Annotated in this window: 14 protein-coding genes; 13 read left to right on the forward strand and 1 reads right to left on the reverse strand. The window is 50.1% G+C overall.

The genetic code is table 11. From position 1 onward, the window contains the following. Positions 1 to 77 precede the first annotated feature (77 nt). The 8 genes from BEB42_RS06535 (at position 78) to recD (ending at position 13,620) form a co-directional block, all read left to right on the forward strand. Positions 78 to 548: a prepilin peptidase-dependent protein gene (locus BEB42_RS06535; RefSeq protein ID WP_000857045.1), complete on the forward strand. Its 471-nt coding sequence runs from the start codon at positions 78 to 80 to the stop codon at positions 546 to 548. After that, positions 539 to 1,102, forward strand: a complete 564-nt coding sequence (locus BEB42_RS06540; RefSeq protein ID WP_001144288.1) for a prepilin peptidase-dependent protein — start codon at positions 539 to 541, stop codon at positions 1,100 to 1,102. Before BEB42_RS06535 ends, BEB42_RS06540 begins: the two co-directional genes overlap by 10 nt. Continuing rightward, positions 1,099 to 1,506 carry a DUF2509 family protein gene (locus BEB42_RS06545; RefSeq protein ID WP_001078401.1) on the forward strand — a complete coding sequence of 136 codons (408 nt, stop codon included), beginning with the start codon at positions 1,099 to 1,101 and terminating at the stop codon, positions 1,504 to 1,506. The genes BEB42_RS06540 and BEB42_RS06545 overlap by 4 nt, the downstream gene beginning before the upstream one ends. After that, positions 1,491 to 1,814 (forward strand): prepilin-type N-terminal cleavage/methylation domain-containing protein, encoded by a 324-nt coding sequence (locus tag BEB42_RS06550; RefSeq protein WP_001276462.1) that lies wholly within the window; start codon positions 1,491 to 1,493, stop codon positions 1,812 to 1,814. Before BEB42_RS06545 ends, BEB42_RS06550 begins: the two co-directional genes overlap by 16 nt. Positions 1,815 to 1,826: 12 nt before the next feature. Next, positions 1,827 to 5,195 carry an exodeoxyribonuclease V subunit gamma gene (gene recC, locus BEB42_RS06555; protein WP_000946956.1) on the forward strand — a complete coding sequence of 1,123 codons (3,369 nt, stop codon included), beginning with the start codon at positions 1,827 to 1,829 and terminating at the stop codon, positions 5,193 to 5,195. Positions 5,196 to 5,370: 175 nt separating this feature from the next. Further along, positions 5,371 to 8,259 (forward strand): pitrilysin, encoded by a 2,889-nt coding sequence (gene ptrA / locus BEB42_RS06560; RefSeq protein WP_001138181.1) that lies wholly within the window; start codon positions 5,371 to 5,373, stop codon positions 8,257 to 8,259. Beyond that, positions 8,252 to 11,794, forward strand: a complete 3,543-nt coding sequence (gene recB, locus BEB42_RS06565; protein ID WP_074500930.1) for an exodeoxyribonuclease V subunit beta — start codon at positions 8,252 to 8,254, stop codon at positions 11,792 to 11,794. The genes ptrA and recB overlap by 8 nt, the downstream gene beginning before the upstream one ends. Next, positions 11,794 to 13,620: an exodeoxyribonuclease V subunit alpha gene (gene recD / locus BEB42_RS06570; protein ID WP_000775992.1), complete on the forward strand. Its 1,827-nt coding sequence runs from the start codon at positions 11,794 to 11,796 to the stop codon at positions 13,618 to 13,620. The genes recB and recD overlap by 1 nt, the downstream gene beginning before the upstream one ends. A 237-nt stretch (positions 13,621 to 13,857) precedes the next feature. Here recD and argA read toward each other — a convergent pair whose 3' ends face one another. Then, positions 13,858 to 15,189, reverse strand: coding sequence for an amino-acid N-acetyltransferase (gene argA / locus BEB42_RS06575; protein ID WP_000237940.1), 1,332 nt, complete (start codon positions 15,187 to 15,189; stop codon positions 13,858 to 13,860). Positions 15,190 to 15,419: 230 nt separating this feature from the next. Here argA and amiC point away from each other — a divergent pair, with 230 nt between their 5' ends. The 5 genes from amiC (at position 15,420) to BEB42_RS06600 (ending at position 21,141) form a co-directional block, all read left to right on the forward strand. Next, on the forward strand, positions 15,420 to 16,673 hold the full coding sequence (amiC, locus tag BEB42_RS06580; RefSeq protein ID WP_000016907.1) for an N-acetylmuramoyl-L-alanine amidase AmiC: 1,254 nt from the start codon (positions 15,420 to 15,422) through the stop codon (positions 16,671 to 16,673). A gap of 257 nt (positions 16,674 to 16,930) precedes the next feature. Continuing rightward, positions 16,931 to 17,755, forward strand: a complete 825-nt coding sequence (locus tag BEB42_RS06585; RefSeq protein ID WP_001352978.1) for a PRD domain-containing protein — start codon at positions 16,931 to 16,933, stop codon at positions 17,753 to 17,755. Between the two features lie 31 nt (positions 17,756 to 17,786). Continuing rightward, positions 17,787 to 19,367 (forward strand): PTS transporter subunit EIIC, encoded by a 1,581-nt coding sequence (locus BEB42_RS06590; protein ID WP_000810571.1) that lies wholly within the window; start codon positions 17,787 to 17,789, stop codon positions 19,365 to 19,367. Next, positions 19,367 to 20,542: a MalY/PatB family protein gene (locus BEB42_RS06595; protein ID WP_105267242.1), complete on the forward strand. Its 1,176-nt coding sequence runs from the start codon at positions 19,367 to 19,369 to the stop codon at positions 20,540 to 20,542. The genes BEB42_RS06590 and BEB42_RS06595 overlap by 1 nt, the downstream gene beginning before the upstream one ends. 2 nt (positions 20,543 to 20,544) lie before the next feature. Beyond that, positions 20,545 to 21,141, forward strand: a complete 597-nt coding sequence (locus BEB42_RS06600; RefSeq protein WP_001089172.1) for a KpsF/GutQ family sugar-phosphate isomerase — start codon at positions 20,545 to 20,547, stop codon at positions 21,139 to 21,141. The last annotated feature ends 2 nt before the right edge of the window (positions 21,142 to 21,143 follow it).

Below are 21,143 nucleotides of genomic sequence, written 5' to 3' on the forward strand. Positions count from 1 at the left end.
GTAAATAGTCCGGAAGATGCGCCGAAGAAATAGAAACTGGCCCTCGTCTTTTTTTCTCCTCGCTCCATACTGCCGGCATGAAAACACAACGTGGTTATACGCTGATTGAAACGCTGGTCGCGATGCTGATTCTGGTCATGCTAAGCGCAAGTGGACTCTATGGCTGGCAATACTGGCAGCAGTCGCAACGGCTATGGCAAACCGCCAGCCAGGCGCGGGACTATTTGCTCTATTTACGTGAAGATGCCAACTGGCATAACCGCGACCACAGTATCAGCGTTATCAGGGAGGGGGCGTTATGGTGCCTTGTGAGTTCCGCGGCTGGGGCCAATACCTGTCATGGCAGTTCACCATTGGTCTTTGTGCCACGCTGGCCCGAAGTCGAAATGAGCGACCTGACACCTTCGCTTGCTTTCTTTGGCCTGCGCAATACCGCATGGGCCGGGCATATTCGCTTTAAAAACTCAACGGGCGAGTGGTGGCTGGTGGTTTCGCCGTGGGGAAGACTCCGGCTTTGTCAGCAAGGAGAAACAGAAGGATGCCTGTAAAAGAGCTAGGTTTTTCTCTGCTGGAAGTGTTGATTGCTATGGCGATCAGTAGCGTATTGTTGCTGGGGGCAGCACGCTTTCTGCCTGCGTTACAGCGTGAAAGTTTAACGAGCACCCGTAAGCTGGCGCTGGAAGATGAAATCTGGCTGCGGGTATTTACCGTCGCGAAGCATCTCCAGAGGGCGGGTTATTGTCATGGCAGCTGTACCGGCGAAGGGCTGGAAATTGTCGGACAGGGGGACTGTATCATTGTGCAGTGGGATGCGAACAGTAACGGTATCTGGGATCGCGAACCGGTAAAAGAGTCCGACCAGATTGGATTTCGTCTGAAGGAGCATGTGCTGGAAACGCTTCGCGGTGCGACATCCTGTGAAGGTAAGGGCTGGGATAAAGTCACTAATCCGGATGTCATCATTATCGACACTTTTCAGGTCACCCGACAGGATGTCAGCGGTTTCTCGCCGGTGTTGACGGTTAATATGCATGCTGCCAGCAAGGCTGATCCACAAACTGTGGTGGATGCCAGCTATAGCGTGACAGGATTCAACCTGTGAACCGCGAAAAGGGTGTTTCGTCACTGGCTCTGGTCCTTATGCTGCTGGTTTTGGGTAGCTTGCTATTGCAAGGAATGAGTCAGCAGGATCGCAGTTTTGCCTCTCGCGTGAGCATGGAAAGTCAGTCATTGCGCCGCCAGGCCATCGTTCAGTCGACGCTGGAGTGGGGAAAAATGCACGCCTGGCAGACGCAGCCCGCAGTTCAGTGCTTACTGTACGCTGCCACCGGTGCCCGGGTTTGTCTGCGTTTATTGGCAGATAATGAAGCCTTATTGATTGCCGGTTATGAAGGCGTTTCGTTGTGGCGAACAGGCGAAGTCATCGATGGAAACATTGTTTTTTCGCCACGCGGCTGGAGCGATTTTTGTCCGCTGAAAGAGAGGGCGTTATGTCAGCTTCCCTGAAGAATCAACAAGGCTTTAGCCTGCCGGAGGTGATGTTGGCGATGGTGCTGATGGTGATGATTGTCACTGCGTTATCGGGTTTCCAGCGAACATTAATGAACAGTCTTGCCAGTAGAAACCAGTACCAACAGCTCTGGCGGCATGGCTGGCAGCAAACGCAACTGCGCGCGAATTCGCCACCTGCCCACTGGCAGGTCAACCGAATGCAGACATCGCAGGCGGGATGTGTCAGCATCAGCGTTACGCTAGTTTCACCCGGGGGCAGAGAAGGCGAGATGACCCGCCTGCATTGCCCGAATCGTCAGTAGTCAGGAGCCGCTATGTTAAGGGTCTACCATTCCAATCGTCTGGACGTGCTGGAAGAGTTGATGGAGTTTATCGTCGAACGCGAACGGCTGGACGATCCTTTCGAACCAGAAATGATTCTGGTGCAAAGTACCGGTATGGCGCAGTGGCTGCAAATGACCCTGTCACAAAAGTTTGGTATTGCGGCAAACATTGATTTTCCGCTGCCAGCGAGCTTTATCTGGGATATGTTCGTCCGGGTGTTACCGGAGATCCCCAAAGAGAGCGCCTTTAACAAACAGAGCATGAGCTGGAAACTGATGACTCTGCTGCCGCAACTGTTGGAGCGCGAAGACTTTACCCTGTTGCGGCATTATCTGACTGACGATAGCGACAAGCGAAAACTGTTCCAGCTTTCCTCTAAAGCGGCGGACCTGTTTGACCAGTATCTGGTCTATCGCCCGGACTGGCTGGCACAGTGGGAAGCCGGGAATCTGGTAGAAGGACTTGGAGAGGCGCAGGCCTGGCAAGCGCCGTTGTGGAAGGCGCTGGTGGAATATACCCATGAACTCGGGCAACCGCGCTGGCACCGCGCCAATCTCTATCAGCGCTTTATCGAAACGCTGGAGTCCGCGACGACCTGCCCGCCGGGGTTACCTTCGCGCGTCTTTATATGCGGTATTTCCGCGTTACCGCCTGTTTATCTCCAGGCGCTACAGGCGCTGGGTAAACATATTGAAATCCATCTCCTGTTTACCAACCCTTGCCGTTATTACTGGGGCGACATTAAAGATCCTGCTTATCTGGCGAAACTACTGACTCGTCAGCGCCGACACAGTTTTGAAGATCGCGAATTACCGCTATTTCGCGATAGCGAAAATGCCGGACAGCTCTTTAACAGCGATGGTGAACAGGATGTCGGCAACCCGCTGTTGGCCTCATGGGGCAAGTTGGGGCGCGACTACATTTATCTCCTTTCTGACCTGGAGGGCAGCCAGGAGCTGGACGCCTTTGTCGATGTCACGCCAGATAACCTGCTGCATAACATTCAGTCTGACATTCTGGAACTGGAGAACCGCGCCGTTGCGGGTGTGAATATCGAAGAGTTTTCCCGTAGCGATAACAAACGCCCTCTTGATCCACTGGATAACAGTATCACCTTCCACGTTTGCCATAGCCCGCAGCGCGAAGTTGAAGTTTTACACGATCGCCTGCTGGCGATGCTGGAGGAAGACCCGACACTGACTCCGCGCGACATCATCGTGATGGTGGCTGATATCGACAGCTACAGTCCGTTTATTCAGGCAGTGTTTGGTAGCGCACCTGCGGATCGTTACCTGCCATACGCCATTTCCGATCGTCGGGCGCGGCAGTCACATCCGGTACTGGAAGCGTTTATCAGCCTGTTATCACTGCCTGACAGCCGATTTGTGTCGGAAGACGTGCTGGCATTACTGGATGTGCCGGTGCTGGCGGCGCGGTTTGACATCACCGAAGAAGGGCTGCGTTATTTACGTCAGTGGGTCAACGAGTCCGGCATTCGTTGGGGGATAGATGACGATAACGTTCGCGAGCTGGAACTTCCCGCCACCGGTCAACACACCTGGCGGTTTGGCCTGACGCGCATGTTGCTGGGCTACGCGATGGAAAGCGCGCAGGGCGAGTGGCAATCGGTTCTGCCTTATGATGAATCGAGCGGCTTAATTGCAGAACTGGTGGGGCATCTGGCTTCACTGCTAATGCAGCTAAACATCTGGCGTCGCGGGCTGGCGCAGGAGCGTCCGCTGGAAGAGTGGTTGCCGGTTTGTCGCGATATGCTCAACGCCTTCTTCCTGCCGGATGCGGAAACCGAAGCGGCGATGACGCTGATCGAACAACAATGGCAGGCGATTATCGCCGAAGGTTTAGGTGCGCAGTATGGCGACGCGGTGCCGTTGTCACTATTGCGTGATGAACTGGCACAACGTCTGGATCAGGAACGTATCAGCCAGCGTTTTCTCGCCGGACCGGTTAACATTTGTACTCTGATGCCAATGCGTTCCATCCCATTCAAAGTGGTTTGCCTGCTGGGAATGAACGACGGCGTTTACCCACGCCAGCTTGCGCCATTGGGCTTTGACCTGATGAGTCAGAAACCGAAGCGTGGCGACCGTAGCCGTCGCGATGATGACCGCTATCTGTTCCTGGAAGCGTTAATTTCCGCGCAGCAAAAACTCTATATCAGCTATATCGGGCGTTCCATTCAGGATAACAGTGAACGTTTCCCGTCGGTGCTGGTGCAGGAACTGATCGACTACATCGGGCAAAGCCATTATCTACCGGGCGATGAAGCGCTCAATTGTGATGAAAGCGAGGCGAGGGTAAAAGCGCATCTTACTTGCCTCCATACCCGGATGCCGTTTGATCCACAAAACTATCAGCCAGGTGAACGACAAAGCTATGCACGTGAGTGGTTACCTGCGGCAAGCCAGGCTGGTAAGGCACATTCTGAATTTGTTCAGCCGCTGCCGTTTACCTTACCGGAAACCGTGCCGCTGGAAACGCTACAACGATTCTGGGCACATCCGGTGCGGGCATTTTTCCAGATGCGTTTGCAGGTGAACTTCCGTACCGAAGACAGCGAAATCCCCGACACCGAGCCATTTATTCTGGAAGGGCTTAGCCGTTATCAAATCAATCAGCAGTTATTGAATGCACTGGTTGAGCAGGATGATGCCGAACGCTTGTTCCGTCGCTTCCGGGCGGCAGGGGATTTACCGTATGGCGCTTTTGGTGAAATTTTCTGGGAAACACAGTGCCAGGAGATGCAGCAGCTTGCCGACAGAGTCATTGCCTGTCGCCAACCGGGGCAAAGTATGGAAATTGATCTCGCCTGCAACGGTGTGCAAATAACGGGTTGGTTGCCGCAGGTGCAGCCGGATGGCCTGTTACGCTGGCGTCCCTCTTTATTAAGTGTGGCGCAGGGAATGCAACTTTGGCTGGAACACCTTGTCTACTGTGCCAGCGGTGGTAATGGTGAAAGTCGCCTTTTTCTACGCAAAGACGGCGAGTGGCGTTTTCCGCCGCTTGCAGCCGAACAGGCTTTACATTACCTCTCAGAACTGATTGAGGGGTATCGTGAAGGGATGTCCACGCCGCTGCTGGTGTTACCTGAAAGTGGCGGCGCGTGGCTAAAAACCTGTTATGACGCGCAAAACGATGCCATGCTGGATGACGATTCCACGTTGCAGAAAGCCCGTACGAAATTCCTTCAGGCTTACGAAGGCAACATGATGGTGCGTGGAGAAGGTGATGATATCTGGTATCAACGGCTCTGGCGGCAATTAACACCAGAGACAATGGAAGCCATCGTTGAACAGTCGCAACGTTTCCTGTTACCGCTGTTTCGCTTTAATCAGTCATGAGTGCTGTATAAAAATTGCGCAATTCATCTGCTTACTTTATGATGCGCACCAGTCACGGACTGATGGTTATATAGACATAGGCTGACTCGTGCAGCACAAGATTAAATTCTGCCGGATAATTTTCGTTAACGTATTGAATCTGGTTAGAAAATAAAGTTGATAATGAGGTCCGTGAATGCCCCGCAGCACCTGGTTCAAAGCATTATTGTTGTTTGTTGCCCTTTGGGCACCCTTAAGTCAGGCAGAAACGGGATGGCAGCCGATTCAGGAAACCATCCGTAAAAGTGATAAAGATAACCGCCAGTATCAGGCTATACGTCTGGATAACGGTATGGTGGTTTTGCTGGTTTCTGACCCGCAGGCGGTTAAATCGCTCTCGGCGCTGGTGGTGCCCGTTGGGTCGCTGGAAGATCCCGAGGCGTACCAGGGGCTGGCACATTACCTTGAACATATGAGTCTGATGGGTTCGAAAAAGTACCCGCAGGCTGACAGTCTGGCTGAATACCTCAAAATGCACGGCGGCAGCCACAATGCCAGCACGGCACCGTATCGCACGGCTTTCTATCTGGAAGTTGAGAACGACGCCTTACCCGGTGCGGTAGACCGCCTGGCCGATGCTATTGCTGAACCCTTGCTCGAGAAGAAATACGCCGAACGTGAGCGTAATGCGGTGAACGCTGAATTAACCATGGCGCGTACGCGTGATGGGATGCGCATGGCACAGGTCAGCGCAGAAACCATTAACCCGGCACACCCAGGTTCAAAGTTTTCTGGTGGTAACCTCGAAACTTTAAGCGATAAACCCGGCAATCCGGTACAGCAGGCGCTGAAAGATTTCCACGAGAAATATTACTCTGCCAATCTGATGAAGGCGGTTATATACAGCAATAAACCGTTGTCGGAGTTGGCAAAAATGGCGGCGGACACTTTTGGTCGCGTGCCGAACAAAGAGAGCAAAAAACCGGAAATCACCGTGCCGGTAGTCACCGACGCGCAAAAGGGCATTATCATTCATTACGTCCCGGCGCTGCCGCGTAAAGTTCTGCGCGTTGAGTTTCGCATCGATAACAATTCAGCGAAGTTCCGTAGTAAAACGGATGAATTGATTACCTATCTGATTGGTAATCGCAGCCCAGGTACACTTTCTGACTGGCTGCAAAAGCAGGGATTAGTTGAGGGCATTAGCGCCAATTCCGATCCTATCGTCAACGGCAACAGCGGCGTATTAGCGATCTCTGCGTCTTTAACCGATAAAGGTCTGGCGAATCGCGATCAGGTTGTGGCGGCCATTTTTAGCTACCTCAATCTGTTACGCGAAAAAGGGATTGATAAACAATACTTCGATGAACTGGCGAATGTGCTGGATATCGACTTTCGTTATCCGTCAATCACCCGTGATATGGATTACGTCGAATGGCTGGCAGATACCATGATTCGCGTTCCTGTTGAGCATACGCTGGATGCAGTCAATATTGCCGATCGGTACGATGCTAAAGCAGTAAAAGAACGCCTGGCGATGATGACGCCGCAGAATGCGCGTATCTGGTATATCAGCCCGAAAGAGCCGCACAACAAAACGGCTTACTTTGTCGATGCGCCGTATCAGGTAGATAAAATTAGCGCACAAACTTTCGCCGACTGGCAGAAAAAAGCCGCCGACATTGTGCTCTCTTTACCAGAGCTTAACCCTTATATTCCTGACGATTTCTCGCTGATTAAGTCAGAGAAGAAATACGACCATCCAGAGCTGATTGTTGATGAGTCGAATCTGCGCGTGGTGTATGCGCCAAGCCGTTATTTTGCCAGCGAACCCAAAGCTGATGTTAGCCTGATTTTGCGTAACCCGAAAGCCATGGACAGCGCCCGCAATCAGGTGATGTTTGCGCTCAATGATTATCTTGCCGGACTGGCGCTTGATCAGTTAAGCAACCAGGCGTCGGTTGGTGGCATAAGTTTTTCCACCAATGCTAACAACGGCCTTATGGTTAATGCCAATGGTTACACCCAGCGCCTGCCGCAGCTGTTCCAGGCTCTGCTGGAGGGCTACTTTAGCTATACCGCTACGGAAGATCAGCTTGAGCAGGCGAAGTCCTGGTATAACCAGATGATGGATTCCGCAGAAAAGGGCAAAGCGTTCGAGCAGGCGATTATGCCCGCGCAGATGCTCTCGCAAGTGCCGTACTTCTCGCGAGATGAACGGCGCAAAATTTTGTCTTCAATCACTTTGAAAGAGGTGCTGGCCTATCGCGACGCCTTAAAATCAGGGGCTCGACCAGAGTTTATGGTTATTGGCAACATGACCGAAGCCCAGGCAACAACGCTGGCACGCGATGTGCAAAAACAGTTGGGCGCTGATGGTTCGGAGTGGTGTCGTAACAAAGATGTCGTGGTCGATAAAAAACAATCCGTCATCTTTGAAAAAGCCGGTAACAGCACCGACTCCGCACTGGCAGCGGTATTTGTACCGACTGGCTACGATGAATACACCAGCTCAGCCTATAGCTCTCTGCTGGGGCAGATCGTACAGCCGTGGTTCTACAATCAGTTGCGTACCGAAGAACAGTTGGGCTATGCCGTGTTTGCGTTTCCAATGAGCGTGGGACGTCAGTGGGGCATGGGCTTCCTGTTGCAAAGCAATGATAAACAGCCTTCATTCTTGTGGGAGCGTTACAAGGCGTTTTTCCCAACCGCAGAGGCAAAATTGCGGACGATGAAGCCAGAAGAGTTTGCGCAAATCCAGCAGGCGGTAATAACCCAGATGCTGCAGGCACCGCAAACGCTCGGCGAAGAAGCATCGAAGTTAAGTAAAGATTTCGATCGCGGCAATATGCGCTTCGATTCGCGTGATAAAATCGTGGCCCAGATAAAACTGCTGACGCCGCAAAAACTTGCTGATTTCTTCCATCAGGCGGTGGTCGAGCCGCAAGGCATGGCTATTCTGTCGCAGATTTCCGGCAGCCAGAACGGGAAAGCCGAATATGTGCATCCTGAAGGCTGGAAAGTGTGGGAGAACGTCAGCGCGTTGCAGCAAACAATGCCCCTGATGAGTGAAAAGAATGAGTGATGTCGCCGAGACACTAGATCCTTTGCGCTTGCCCTTACAGGGCGAGCGCCTGATTGAAGCCTCTGCCGGCACAGGCAAAACCTTTACGATTGCGGCGCTCTATTTGCGCCTGTTACTTGGACTAGGCGGTTCTGCCGCCTTTCCCCGCCCGCTGACCGTTGAAGAACTGCTGGTGGTGACCTTTACCGAGGCTGCCACGGCAGAATTGCGCGGTCGTATCCGTAGCAATATCCACGAGTTGCGCATCGCCTGTCTGCGTGAAACCACCGACAATCCACTGTACGAACGCCTGCTGGAAGAGATCGACGATAAAGCGCAAGCCGCGCAGTGGTTGTTGTTAGCCGAACGGCAGATGGATGAAGCGGCAGTCTTTACTATTCACGGTTTTTGCCAGCGCATGCTCAACTTGAATGCCTTTGAATCCGGCATGCTGTTTGAGCAGCAGCTGATTGAAGATGAGTCTCTGCTACGCTACCAGGCCTGCGCCGATTTCTGGCGTCGCCACTGCTACCCGCTGCCGCGTGAAATTGCCCAGGTGGTCTTTGAAACCTGGAAAGGACCGCAGGCGTTGCTGCGCGATATTAATCATTATCTGCAAGGCGAAGCACCGGTTATCAAAGCACCGCCGCCCGATGATGAAACGCTGGCTTCCCGCCACGCGCAAATTGTGGCGCGTATTGATACGGTAAAACAGCAGTGGCGCGACGCAGTGGGTGAACTGGATGCGCTGATCGAATCTTCTGGTATTGATCGACGCAAGTTTAACCGTAGCAATCAGGCTAAATGGATCGAGAAGATCAGTGCCTGGGCAGAAGAAGAGACCAACAGTTATCAGTTACCGGAGTCGCTGGAAAAATTCTCTCAGCGTTTCTTAGAAGATCGCACGAAAGCCGGGGGGGAAACCCCGCGACATCCACTGTTTGAGGCGATCGATCAACTGCTTGCAGAACCATTGTCGATCCGTGATCTGGTGATCACCCGCGCATTGGCAGAGATCCGCGAAACAGTAGCGCGTGAAAAACGCCGCCGTGGCGAATTGGGTTTTGATGACATGTTAAGTCGGCTTGATTCCGCGCTGCGTAGCGAAAGCGGCGAGGTGTTGGCAGCGGCGATCCGTACGCGATTCCCGGTGGCAATGATTGATGAATTTCAGGATACCGACCCCCAGCAGTACCGAATTTTTCGCCGTATCTGGCACCATCAGCCGGAAACCGCTTTGTTGCTGATTGGCGACCCGAAACAGGCCATATATGCATTCCGGGGTGCGGATATCTTCACTTATATGAAGGCGCGTAGCGAAGTTCACGCCCACTACACCTTAGATACCAACTGGCGCTCCGCACCAGGAATGGTGAACAGCGTGAATAAGCTTTTCAGTCAGACTGATGACGCGTTCATGTTTCGCGAAATACCGTTTATTCCAGTGAAATCAGCCGGGAAAAATCAGGCGTTACGTTTTGTGTTTAAAGGTGAAACGCAGCCTGCGATGAAAATGTGGCTGATGGAAGGCGAAAGCTGCGGCGTTGGCGATTATCAAAGTACCATGGCGCAGGTATGTGCTGCGCAAATCCGCGACTGGTTACAAGCCGGGCAGCGCGGGGAAGCGTTGCTGATGAACGGCGATGATGCGCGACCGGTACGTGCCTCGGACATCAGTGTGCTGGTGCGCAGCCGCCAGGAAGCCGCCCAAGTGCGCGATGCCTTAACGCTGCTGGAAATCCCTTCCGTTTACCTTTCGAACCGCGACAGTGTTTTTGAAACACTGGAAGCACAGGAGATGCTTTGGCTGTTGCAGGCGGTGATGACACCAGAACGTGAGAACACCCTGCGCAGTGCGCTGGCAACGTCAATGATGGGGCTGAATGCGCTGGATATTGAAACGCTGAATAATGACGAACATGCGTGGGATGCGGTAGTCGAAGAGTTCGATGGTTATCGGCAAATCTGGCGCAAACGTGGCGTTATGCCGATGCTGCGGGCGCTGATGTCGGCGCGTAACATTGCAGAAAACTTGCTGGCAACAGCAGGCGGTGAGCGGCGTCTTACCGATATCTTGCATATCAGCGAATTGCTACAAGAAGCCGGAACGCAGCTGGAAAGTGAACATGCGCTGGTACGCTGGTTATCGCAACATATCCTCGAGCCAGACAGTAATGCCTCCAGCCAACAAATGCGTCTCGAAAGTGATAAACATCTGGTGCAGATTGTCACGATCCACAAATCGAAAGGGCTGGAATATCCATTGGTCTGGCTGCCGTTTATCACCAATTTCCGCGTCCAGGATCAGGCGTTTTATCACGATCGCCACTCGTTTGAGGCCGTTCTGGATCTTAACGCTGCACCAGAAAGTGTCGACCTCGCGGAGGCCGAACGTCTGGCGGAAGATCTGCGTTTGCTTTACGTGGCGCTGACGCGTTCGGTTTGGCATTGCAGTCTCGGCGTTGCACCGCTGGTGCGCCGTCGTGGCGATAAAAAAGGTGACACCGACGTCCACCAAAGTGCGCTCGGGCGTTTGCTGCAAAAAGGGGAACCGCAAGATGCGGCAGGGCTTCGCACCTGTATTGAAGCGTTATGCGATGATGATATTGCCTGGCAAACGGCACAAACGGGTGATAACCAGCCCTGGCAGGTTAATGATGCTTTAACTGCAGAACTGAATGCGAGGACGCTACAACGATTGCCCGGCGATAACTGGCGTGTCACCAGCTACTCCGGTTTGCAGCAGCGTGGTCACGGTATCGCTCAGGATCTGATGCCACGGCTGGATGTTGATGCCGCAGGCGTGGTCAGCACTGTAGAAGAACCGACGTTAACACCGCATCAGTTCCCGCGTGGTGCGTCACTAGGGACATTCTTGCACAGTTTGTTTGAAGACCTCGATTTTACCCAGCCGGTTGACCCGAACTGGGTACAGGAAAAACTGGAACTGGGCGGCTTTGAAGTGCAGTGGGAACCAGTGTTGACCGAGTGGATCACGGCTGTCCTCCAGGCACCTCTCAATGAAACGGGTGTTAGCCTGAATCAGCTTCCCGACCGCGATAAACAGGTGGAGATGGAGTTTTACCTGCCGATTAGTGAACCGCTCATCGCCAGCCAGCTTGATGCTCTAATTCGCCAGTTTGATCCGCTATCCGCTGGCTGCCCGCCGCTGGAGTTCATGCAGGTACGCGGCATGTTAAAAGGCTTTATCGACCTGGTATTCCGCCACGAAGGGCGTTATTACCTGCTCGACTATAAATCCAACTGGCTGGGTGAAGACAGTTCGGCTTATACCCAACAGGCTATGGCAGCGGCGATGCAGGCACACCGCTATGATCTGCAATATCAGCTTTATACCCTGGCGCTGCATCGTTATCTGCGCCATCGCATTGCTGATTACGACTATGATCGTCACTTTGGCGGCGTTATCTATCTTTTCCTGCGTGGCGTTGATAAAGAACATCCGCAACAAGGGATTTACACAACCCGACCCAACGCCGGGTTGATTGACCTGATGGATGAGATGTTTGCCGGTATGACCCTGGAGGAGGCGTAATGAAATTGCAAAAGCAATTACTGGAAGCTGTGGAGCACAAACAGCTACGCCCGCTGGATGTGCAATTTGCCCTGACCGTGGCGGGAGATGAACATCCTGCCGTCACCCTCGCGGCAGCCCTGTTAAGCCACGACGCCGGGGAAGGGCATGTCTGTTTACCGCTCTCACGACTGGAAAATAACGAGGAGTCACATCCGCTGTTAGCAACCTGCGTCAGCGAAATCGGTGAGTTACAAAATTGGGAAGAATGCTTGCTGGCTTCACAAGCGGTCAGCCGGGGAGATGAACCAACGCCGATGATCCTCTGTGGTGATCGTCTTTATTTGAATCGCATGTGGTGTAACGAGCGCACAGTGGCACGCTTTTTCAACGAAGTGAATCATGCTATTGAGGTTGATGAAGCTCTACTGGCGCAAACCCTGGACAAACTTTTTCCAGTAAGCGATGAAATTAACTGGCAAAAAGTGGCGGCGGCAGTGGCGCTGACGCGGCGGATCTCGGTGATTTCCGGCGGCCCTGGCACCGGTAAAACGACCACCGTAGCGAAGTTGCTGGCAGCGTTAATTCAAATGGCAGACGGCGAACGCTGCCGTATCCGTCTGGCTGCACCAACGGGTAAAGCTGCCGCGCGCTTAACCGAATCTCTCGGCAAGGCTTTGCGCCAGTTACCGCTGACCGATGAACAAAAGAAACGCATTCCGGAAGATGCCAGCACTTTGCACCGATTGCTGGGTGCGCAGCCGGGTAGCCAGCGTTTACGTCATCATGCCGGTAACCCGCTGCATCTTGATGTGCTGGTGGTAGATGAAGCGTCAATGATCGATCTGCCTATGATGTCGAGACTGATCGACGCCTTGCCCGATCATGCGCGAGTGATCTTTCTCGGCGATCGTGATCAACTGGCCTCGGTTGAGGCTGGGGCTGTGCTGGGCGATATCTGCGCTTATGCCAATGCCGGCTTTACCGCCGAGCGTGCCGGGCAGCTAAGCCGCCTGACGGGAACTCACGTTCCGTCAGGAACTGGCACAGAAGCGGCATCTTTGCGCGACAGTCTCTGCCTGCTGCAAAAAAGCTATCGTTTCGGCAGCGATTCTGGCATTGGTCAGTTAGCTGCGGCGATCAACCGTGGTGATAAAACGGCAGTGAAAACCGTTTTTCAGCAGGATTTTACTGATATCGAAAAACGGCTCTTACAGAGCGGCGAAGACTATATTGCGATGCTTGAGGAGGCTCTTGCGGGTTACGGGCGTTATCTGGATCTGCTGCAAGCGCGTGCCGAGCCGGATTTAATCATTCAGGCGTTCAATGAATACCAGCTTTTGTGCGCCCTGCGGGAAGGGCCGTTTGGTGTGGCTGGATTGAATGAGCGAATTGAGCAGTTTATGCAACAGAAGCGCAAAATTCATCGTCATCCGCACTCACGCTGGTACGAAGGCCGACCGGTAATGATTGCCCGTAATGACAGCGCGCTTGGGTTGTTTAATGGCGATATCGGTATTGCGCTGGATCGCGGGCAGGGGACGCGCGTCTGGTTTGCGATGCCGGATGGCAATATTAAGTCTGTGCAACCGAGCCGCCTGCCAGAACACGAAACCACGTGGGCGATGACGGTACATAAATCGCAGGGATCGGAGTTTGACCATGCGGCGTTGATTTTACCGAGCCAACGCACGCCAGTTGTAACGCGAGAGCTGGTTTACACTGCGGTGACCCGCGCGCGTCGCCGTCTGTCGTTGTATGCCGATGAGCGCATATTAAGTGCGGCAATCGCCACTCGTACTGAGCGGCGCAGTGGTCTGGCGGCGTTGTTTAGTTCGCGGGAATAAACGTGATTGCCTGATGCGACGCATGCGCGTCCTGTCATGCCTCCGGGCATTGCGCATATGCGCATCTGGCGATTTCCGTCGCTTACCCTAAATCCGCCATCAACACCTTTGATTTGATGTAGGTCGGATAAGGCGTTCACGCCGCATCCGACGATGAGCGTCAATACCTGATGCGATGCTAGCGTGTTTATCATGCCTCCAGGCATTGCGCATGTCGCATCTGGCGATTTCCACCACTTACCCCAAATCCGCCATCAACACTTTGGATTTACGCTGGTAGTTGTACAACTGCTTTTTGCTCTCGGGCAGTAAATCAATATCCACCGGGGTAAATCCACGTTCCTGGAACCAGTGAATACTGCGCGTGGTCAGTACAAACAATTTGCTTAATCCGCTTTGCTTCGCCTGAGCGGCAATGCGCTCCAGCAAAACCTCGCCCCTTGATGAGCTGCGGTAATCCGGGTGAACGGCCACACAGGCCATTTCCCCAATCTTCTCTTCCGGGAACGGATAGAGTGCTGCGCAGGCAATAGTCGTGTTATCGCGCTGAATAATGGTGAATTTGTCGATTTCCATCTCCAGTTGCTCGCGAGAACGGCGTACCAGAATACCTTGCTGCTCCAGTGGGCGAATCAACTCCAGAATGCCGCCAATATCGTTGATTGTTGCGCGACGAATTTGCTCGGCGCTTTCCATCACAATCTGCGTACCGATACCGTCACGTGAGAACAACTCTTGCAACAGCGCGCCATCTTCCTGGTAACTAATTAAATGACAGCGACGTACGCCGCTGCGGCAGGCTTTCACCGCACCACGCAAAAAGCGCACCGTACCGGAGTTGTAATCGCCTTTCTCTTCCTGAGCTTCTACCCGTGCTTGTGCTTCGTTAGGGAAAAGCTCGGAGACAATATCGCCGTCGTCATTAGTGACGCCCTGTGAAGAGCAAAAACCAATCATCTTTTCAGCTTTCAGTTTGATGGCCAGTTGAGTGGCGATCTCTTCCGAGGTCAGATTAAAGCTCTCGCCAGTGACTGAAACCGCGACCGGCCCCAGCAGCACTATCGCACCGCTGTCCAGTTGACGATGAATCGCATCTTCGTCAATCCGCCGGATACGCCCGCTATGGCAGTAATCCACACCGTCATCCACGCCCAGCGGCTGGGCAATAATAAAATTGCCACTGACGACGTTGATATGCGCGCCCTGCAGCGGCGTGTTATTGAGACTCATCGACAGGCGAGCAGTAATGTCCAGTTGCAATGTTCCCGCAGCCTGCTTCACCAGTTCTAGTGTTTTGGCGTCGGTCACGCGTATATTTTTGTGATATAGCGGTTCGTGGTGATGCGCTGCCAGATTCGCATCGATCTGCGGGCGCGCTCCATAGACCACGACCAGACGGATGCCGAGGCTGTGCAGCAACCCGATATCATTAACGATACTGGAGAAATTCTCATGCTCAATGGCTTCACCGCCGAGCATGATGACAAACGTTTTTCCCCGGTGGGTATTGATATAAGGAACCGAATGGCGGAATCCCTCGACCAACTCGGTTTTACGTTCCTTCACCACGGCACACCTCTTTGCATGATTATTCGTAATTATTGTATTTTTATTCTGTTTTTTCACTGGGTGCAAGTGCAAATTTTACGCATGAGCAACTTTTTTATCAGTAATGCCGTGAATATAAAAAGAATGTTTACCGTTTATTAGATGACAGATTATGCGTCTTTCGCTAAAGTTTCCGGTCAAATTAGTCGTTTATTTGTTACACAGCTTAGATTTTTTTGCTCGGGAGATGCATGTCGGGATCCAACACAGCAATCAGCCGTCGTCGTTTACTGCAAGGCGCGGGTGCCATGTGGCTATTGAGCGTAAGTCAGGTCAGTCTGGCTGCGGTCAGCCAGGTCGTGGCGGTGCGCGTCTGGCCTGCGTCCAGCTACACCCGTGTGACGGTAGAATCTAATCGTCAGCTGAAATATAAGCAGTTCGCGTTGAGTAACCCTGAACGCGTGGTGGTGGATATCGAAGATGTAAACCTGAACTCAGTGCTCAAGGGGATGGCGGCACAAATTCGTGCTGATGACCCGTTCATCAAGTCGGCGCGCGTCGGGCAGTTTGACCCGCAAACCGTGCGGATGGTTTTTGAGTTAAAGCAAAACGTAAAACCGCAGCTGTTTGCCCTTGCTCCGGTCGCCGGGTTTAAAGAGCGTCTGGTGATGGATCTCTATCCTGCCAATGCTCAGGACATGCAGGACCCGCTGCTGGCGCTGCTGGAGGATTACAATAAAGGCGATCTCGAAAAGCAGGTGCCGCCTGCGCAGAGTGGCCCGCAGCCAGGCAAAGCAGGGCGCGATCGTCCGATTGTCATTATGCTTGACCCTGGCCATGGCGGCGAAGACTCCGGTGCGGTGGGGAAATACAAAACGCGTGAAAAAGACGTGGTATTGCAAATTGCCCGCCGTTTGCGCTCTCTGATTGAGAAAGAGGGCAATATGAAAGTTTACATGACCCGTAATGAAGACATCTTCATTCCGTTGCAAGTGCGCGTAGCAAAAGCACAGAAACAGCGTGCTGACTTGTTTGTCTCTATTCATGCCGATGCCTTTACCAGTCGCCAGCCGAGCGGTTCCTCTGTGTTTGCGCTCTCTACCAAAGGTGCAACCAGTACCGCGGCAAAATATCTGGCGCAAACTCAGAACGCCTCGGACTTGATTGGTGGCGTGAGTAAGAGCGGCGACCGTTATGTCGACCATACTATGTTCGATATGGTGCAGTCGCTGACCATTGCCGACAGTCTGAAGTTTGGTAAAGCTGTGTTGAATAAGCTCGGTAAAATCAACAAGCTGCATAAAAATCAGGTTGAACAAGCCGGGTTTGCCGTGCTGAAAGCGCCTGATATACCCTCCATTTTGGTCGAAACGGCGTTTATCAGTAACGTTGAGGAAGAACGTAAACTGAAAACGGCAACCTTCCAGCAGGAGGTTGCGGAATCAATCCTCGCAGGGATAAAAGCGTATTTTGCCGATGGGGCGACGCTGGCGAGAAGGGGATAATGTTTTTATTTATTCAATGAATTTATATTTCGTTGAATAGATAATATTTACCTGAATATTAGACGTTGGTTTTGTGACTGATGTCGAATATTTGAATGTCGGCTTGAAAAATAAGCCGACCATCTCTTTAATTAAGCACAATTCCGTGTAATGTATATGCATTAGTTAATCATCTTGTAACTGTTAAATCAGGCAAGGCAATGTTTGAAGTAATTATTACTTCTGACGTGCCTTGCCTTTTTTTTTGGAGCTATGGAATGATCATCGAAAAAGTCATGAACAATAATTGTGTACAGGCATCGATGAATGGACAGGAGGTTATCATTTCTGGGCCTGGCGTCGGTTACAACAAAAAATATGGAATGTCGGTCCCTGAGCATCCGGCTAACCGGATTTTTTATGTCAGAAATGAACAAAAAAATAAACTCTACAAATTGATTGAGCATGTGGATATTGAGTATGTTTTTGTTGCCGAAAAAATAGTGCAATATGCGGAGAACAATCTCGAAAAAAATCTCAATCCATCGCTACTATTGATTCTTGCTGATCACATTTCGAATGCAATATCCCGAGTCGCTTCAGGCATACAAATTAATAATGTTTTCCTTGATGAAATCAAAGCGTTGTACAAAGCAGAGTATGCGATAAGTCGCGATGCATTAACTATCATTAATGAGCAATTCAGCGTTCAACTTCCTGATGATGAGATTGGTTTTATAGCATTGCATATCTTAAATAATTATGAAAATTCAGTTGATTATGAATCAGTACGGATTATTGAGTTGTCGCAAATAATCACGGGGCTTATTGAAGTTGTTTATAACAGAAAGGTGGACAGAAGTTCATTTAATTATTCCAGGTTCATGATACACCTTAAATATTTTTCAAATCGCGTATTATGCAATGAAAAAATAAAACAGAAAGATATTGGTGATCTCTATGAACAGTTTCTTGAGAAAGACATTCTGTTACAGCGCGCAATTCATGAAATTGAAAGGTATTTGTACGCCACTTTTAAATATGAATTGATTTTGGAAGAAAAACTATATCTCTCTATTCGCACCAAAGTATTAATGGACTAATTATATATAACATTTATATGAGATAACCCGCATGAAACAAAAGAAAGCCTGGAGTTTTTTTCAGAGCCTGGGAAAGGCATTTATGTATCCCATCGCTCTGCTAAGTGTATGTGGCATGATGTTAGGGCTAGGAAGTGGTTTAGCCAGCGATGATATGGCAAAATTAATTCCACTACTGGCTATTCCCGTAATTAAAACCATTCTTGATTTTATTGTTAGCCTTGGTTTGTTTGCCTTTGTCAATTTACCTGTATTGTTTGCGATAGCTATACCTCTGGGGTTATTAAAAGAGAAAGAGGATAAAGCCTATGGCGCTTTTTCTGGCTTAATTGGTTTCATGGCGATGCATCTGGGAACGAACTTTTATCTTAAACAACATGACTTATTGGTCGCTGCTGATCAAATGTCGACACATGGGCAAACCATTATTCTGGGAATCCAGTCCTACAATACCAGTGTGTTGGGTGGGATTATAGCAGGATTATTAGTCGCCAGTATGTATAAAAAGATCGTTAACTTACGTATTCCTGAATCATTAGGATTTTATAGTGGCCCACGCCTGGTGCCTATTATTACACTGATTGTGATGAGCGGATTTGGTCTGATCATCCCTTTTATCTGGCCGCCATTTTTCAATCTTTTCATGCTCATTGGCCACTGGATTTCAACTTCCGGTCCTGTTGGCTATTTTTTCTATGCAGTCGCCGAACGCGTGACGATACCTTTTGGTTTAAATCACCTGGTGACGTCAGTTTTCCGCTTTACCCCCATCGGCGGATCGGCAGTGATCGGCGGCGAAGAGTATTATGGCACCCTGAACATGTTTATGGCGTACGTCAAAGAGAATGCGGTCATTCCGCTGGATTTGGCGGGGAAAATGGAACAGGGCAAACTGATGATTCAGTATGGTCTGGCTGGTGCCGCGCTGGCGATGTATCGCACTGCTCATGCTCAAAACAGAAAAGCTATCAAAGCATTGCTTATTTCCGGGGTGCTTACAGTCATTATTGGTGGCGTCAGCGAACCGATTGAATTTCTGTTCTTATTTGTCAGTCCACTGCTGTTTGTCTTCCATGCCTTTATGAATGGATTCGCCAACATGGTCTTGCCATATATGGGCGTGAAGATGGGATTTACTGGCGATCTGATTCAATTTATTAGCTTTGGCGTATTGCGTGGCACAAGAACAGGTTGGCCAATAGCGGTGTGTGTCGAAGTGGCCTATTTCTTTATTTATTACTTTGTGTTCCGTTGGACTATTCTCAAATTTAACCTGATGACGGTAGGCCGTGAAGAGTCTAGTCCTGTCACGCTGAACGCTCATGAGGATACGGCTATAGCGGATATCCCAACGCTTGATAAATCAGAGCTGCAAGCAGCGGAGCAGATGGTTAAGGCACTTGGTGGTAAAGAGAATATTAAATCCCTGGATAATTGCGTAACTCGTTTACGTTTAACAATCGCAGATATGGGATTGATTGACGAGGCAGCAATAAAAAGAGCTGGCGGAATTGCGGTTGTTAAACTTGATCAAAATACCCTACAAGTCATTATCGGTACTAAAGTCATCGCCTTGCGTCGGGATATGGATAACTACATGGGGATATGCTGATGGATGTTTTTAATACTCCTATTTCCCGCAAAGGAACATATTGTACCCAATGGGACTTTTGCGAGGACAGATTTGGTGTAAAAGATGTATTACCATTCTCTATTTCAGATATGGATCTTCCGATACCGGAAGCTATCATCAGGGCATTAAAAAAACGTCTGGAACACCCGATTTTAGGGTACAGCCGTTGGCAGCATGATGACTATCTGAATGCGATAGCCAATTGGTATCATCAACAATATAAAACTGAAATCAAACCAGAATGGATCACCTATAGCCCAAGCGTGATGTACTCCATTGCTAAAGCAATAGAGTTATTGACATCGCATGGTGATAATATTCTCGTTTTTACACCTATCTATAATGCATTTTTTGATATAATTAAACATAGCGAGAGAAATATTCTGACAGCCTCTTTGATTATAAAAAATGAGGGGGGCTACGCTATCAATTGGCAAGATTTTGATCTTAAGATTCAAAGCGCAAAGATAGTGTTATTATGTAATCCTCATAACCCGACAGGAACCGTCTGGTCGGAAGAAGATCTGCATAAAATCGCTGCAAGCTGTGCAAGACATAATGTCTGGTTATGTTCAGATGAAATTCACAGTGATTTTGTTTTTAATCGTAGCTTTACATCTGCGCTTAAAATAAAAAAAGAAAAAGTAGTGGTGTTTAATTCGATATCGAAGACATTTAATGTTCCTGCGCTAACAGGATCGTATATGATTTCAACTGACGATAATTTTAATCATAAGTTCAGGACGATATCAAGATATCGCGATTTTGTAAACTCCCCATCCGTACTGAATATAATTGCAACTATTATTGCCTATAACGAATGTGAGGGATGGTTAAAGTCATTAAAGGCACATATTGCCTCTAACATTCAATTCACCCAGCAGTATCTGAACGAAAATACTCCAGAATTGATCGTAAGGCCTGCTGATGGTTGCTATTTTTCGTGGATAGATTGCTCTGCTATTGGTTATCCCTTTGATGAATTCTACAGTCGATTAATTCATGAAGGCAAAGTGGGCATTATGGCGGGGAATGTCTATGGAACGGAGGGGGAGGGCTACCTTCGTCTGAACCTGGCCTGCGGTCGAGAAAAATTATATATGGGGCTTACGCGTCTTGCGAGTGTAATTAAAAATATTAATCAAGGAAAATAAAAATGAACAGCACGGATCTTATCCATCTCATTAAACATTTTATGCGTAACGAACATAAAGCAGTTGAAGAAGTTATTGATTCCCCCCTTTCGGAGGTCGCAAATTTAATTAAAGTATTACAGTCTTGTCAGGGGAAAGTTGTTTTTATTGGTGTCGGTAAGTCCGGTATTATTGCCCGAAAACTCGCCGCAACATTTGCCAGCACTGGAACTCCCTCGTTTTTTGTTCACGGTACTGAAGCCGTACACGGCGATCTTGGGATGGTGGCGAAAGATGATGTTGTTATTCTTATTTCAAACAGTGGTGAGACGACAGAAATCCTGGCAACACTACCTAGTCTGAAAAAAATGGGTAATTATTTGATCTCCTTTACCCGCAGTCATCGCTCATCGCTTGCGATAAGTTGTGATTTATCCGTTGAAATTCCCGTAAAAAGTGAGGCGGATAATTTAGGTTTAGCGCCGTCATGCTCATCAACAGTCGTTCTGGTTGTTGGTGATGCGGTGGCGCTTGCGCTCTCCGAATTGAAAAAGTTTACTCGTGCTGATTTCGGCTTATATCATCCAGGAGGTGCGCTCGGTATTAAAGCAAACTCATAATT

The sequence above is a fragment of the Escherichia sp. MOD1-EC5990 genome (assembly GCF_002965285.1).
Lineage (GTDB): Bacteria > Pseudomonadota > Gammaproteobacteria > Enterobacterales > Enterobacteriaceae > Escherichia > Escherichia coli_F.

Excerpts from the sequence above, each read along its gene's own strand:
- BEB42_RS06590 (WP_000810571.1), top strand. The coding sequence starts at position 17,787 with ATGAAACAAAAGAAAGCCTGGAGTTTTTTTCAGAGCCTGGGAAAGGCA.
- recD (WP_000775992.1), top strand. The coding sequence starts at position 11,794 with ATGAAATTGCAAAAGCAATTACTGGAAGCTGTGGAGCACAAACAGCTA.
- BEB42_RS06540 (WP_001144288.1), top strand. The coding sequence starts at position 539 with ATGCCTGTAAAAGAGCTAGGTTTTTCTCTGCTGGAAGTGTTGATTGCT.
- BEB42_RS06595 (WP_105267242.1), top strand. The coding sequence starts at position 19,367 with ATGGATGTTTTTAATACTCCTATTTCCCGCAAAGGAACATATTGTACC.
- recB (WP_074500930.1), top strand. The coding sequence starts at position 8,252 with ATGAGTGATGTCGCCGAGACACTAGATCCTTTGCGCTTGCCCTTACAG.
- BEB42_RS06535 (WP_000857045.1), top strand. The coding sequence starts at position 78 with ATGAAAACACAACGTGGTTATACGCTGATTGAAACGCTGGTCGCGATG.
- ptrA (WP_001138181.1), top strand. The coding sequence starts at position 5,371 with ATGCCCCGCAGCACCTGGTTCAAAGCATTATTGTTGTTTGTTGCCCTT.
- BEB42_RS06585 (WP_001352978.1), top strand. The coding sequence starts at position 16,931 with ATGATCATCGAAAAAGTCATGAACAATAATTGTGTACAGGCATCGATG.
- BEB42_RS06600 (WP_001089172.1), top strand. The coding sequence starts at position 20,545 with ATGAACAGCACGGATCTTATCCATCTCATTAAACATTTTATGCGTAAC.
- amiC (WP_000016907.1), top strand. The coding sequence starts at position 15,420 with ATGTCGGGATCCAACACAGCAATCAGCCGTCGTCGTTTACTGCAAGGC.
- BEB42_RS06550 (WP_001276462.1), top strand. The coding sequence starts at position 1,491 with ATGTCAGCTTCCCTGAAGAATCAACAAGGCTTTAGCCTGCCGGAGGTG.
- recC (WP_000946956.1), top strand. The coding sequence starts at position 1,827 with ATGTTAAGGGTCTACCATTCCAATCGTCTGGACGTGCTGGAAGAGTTG.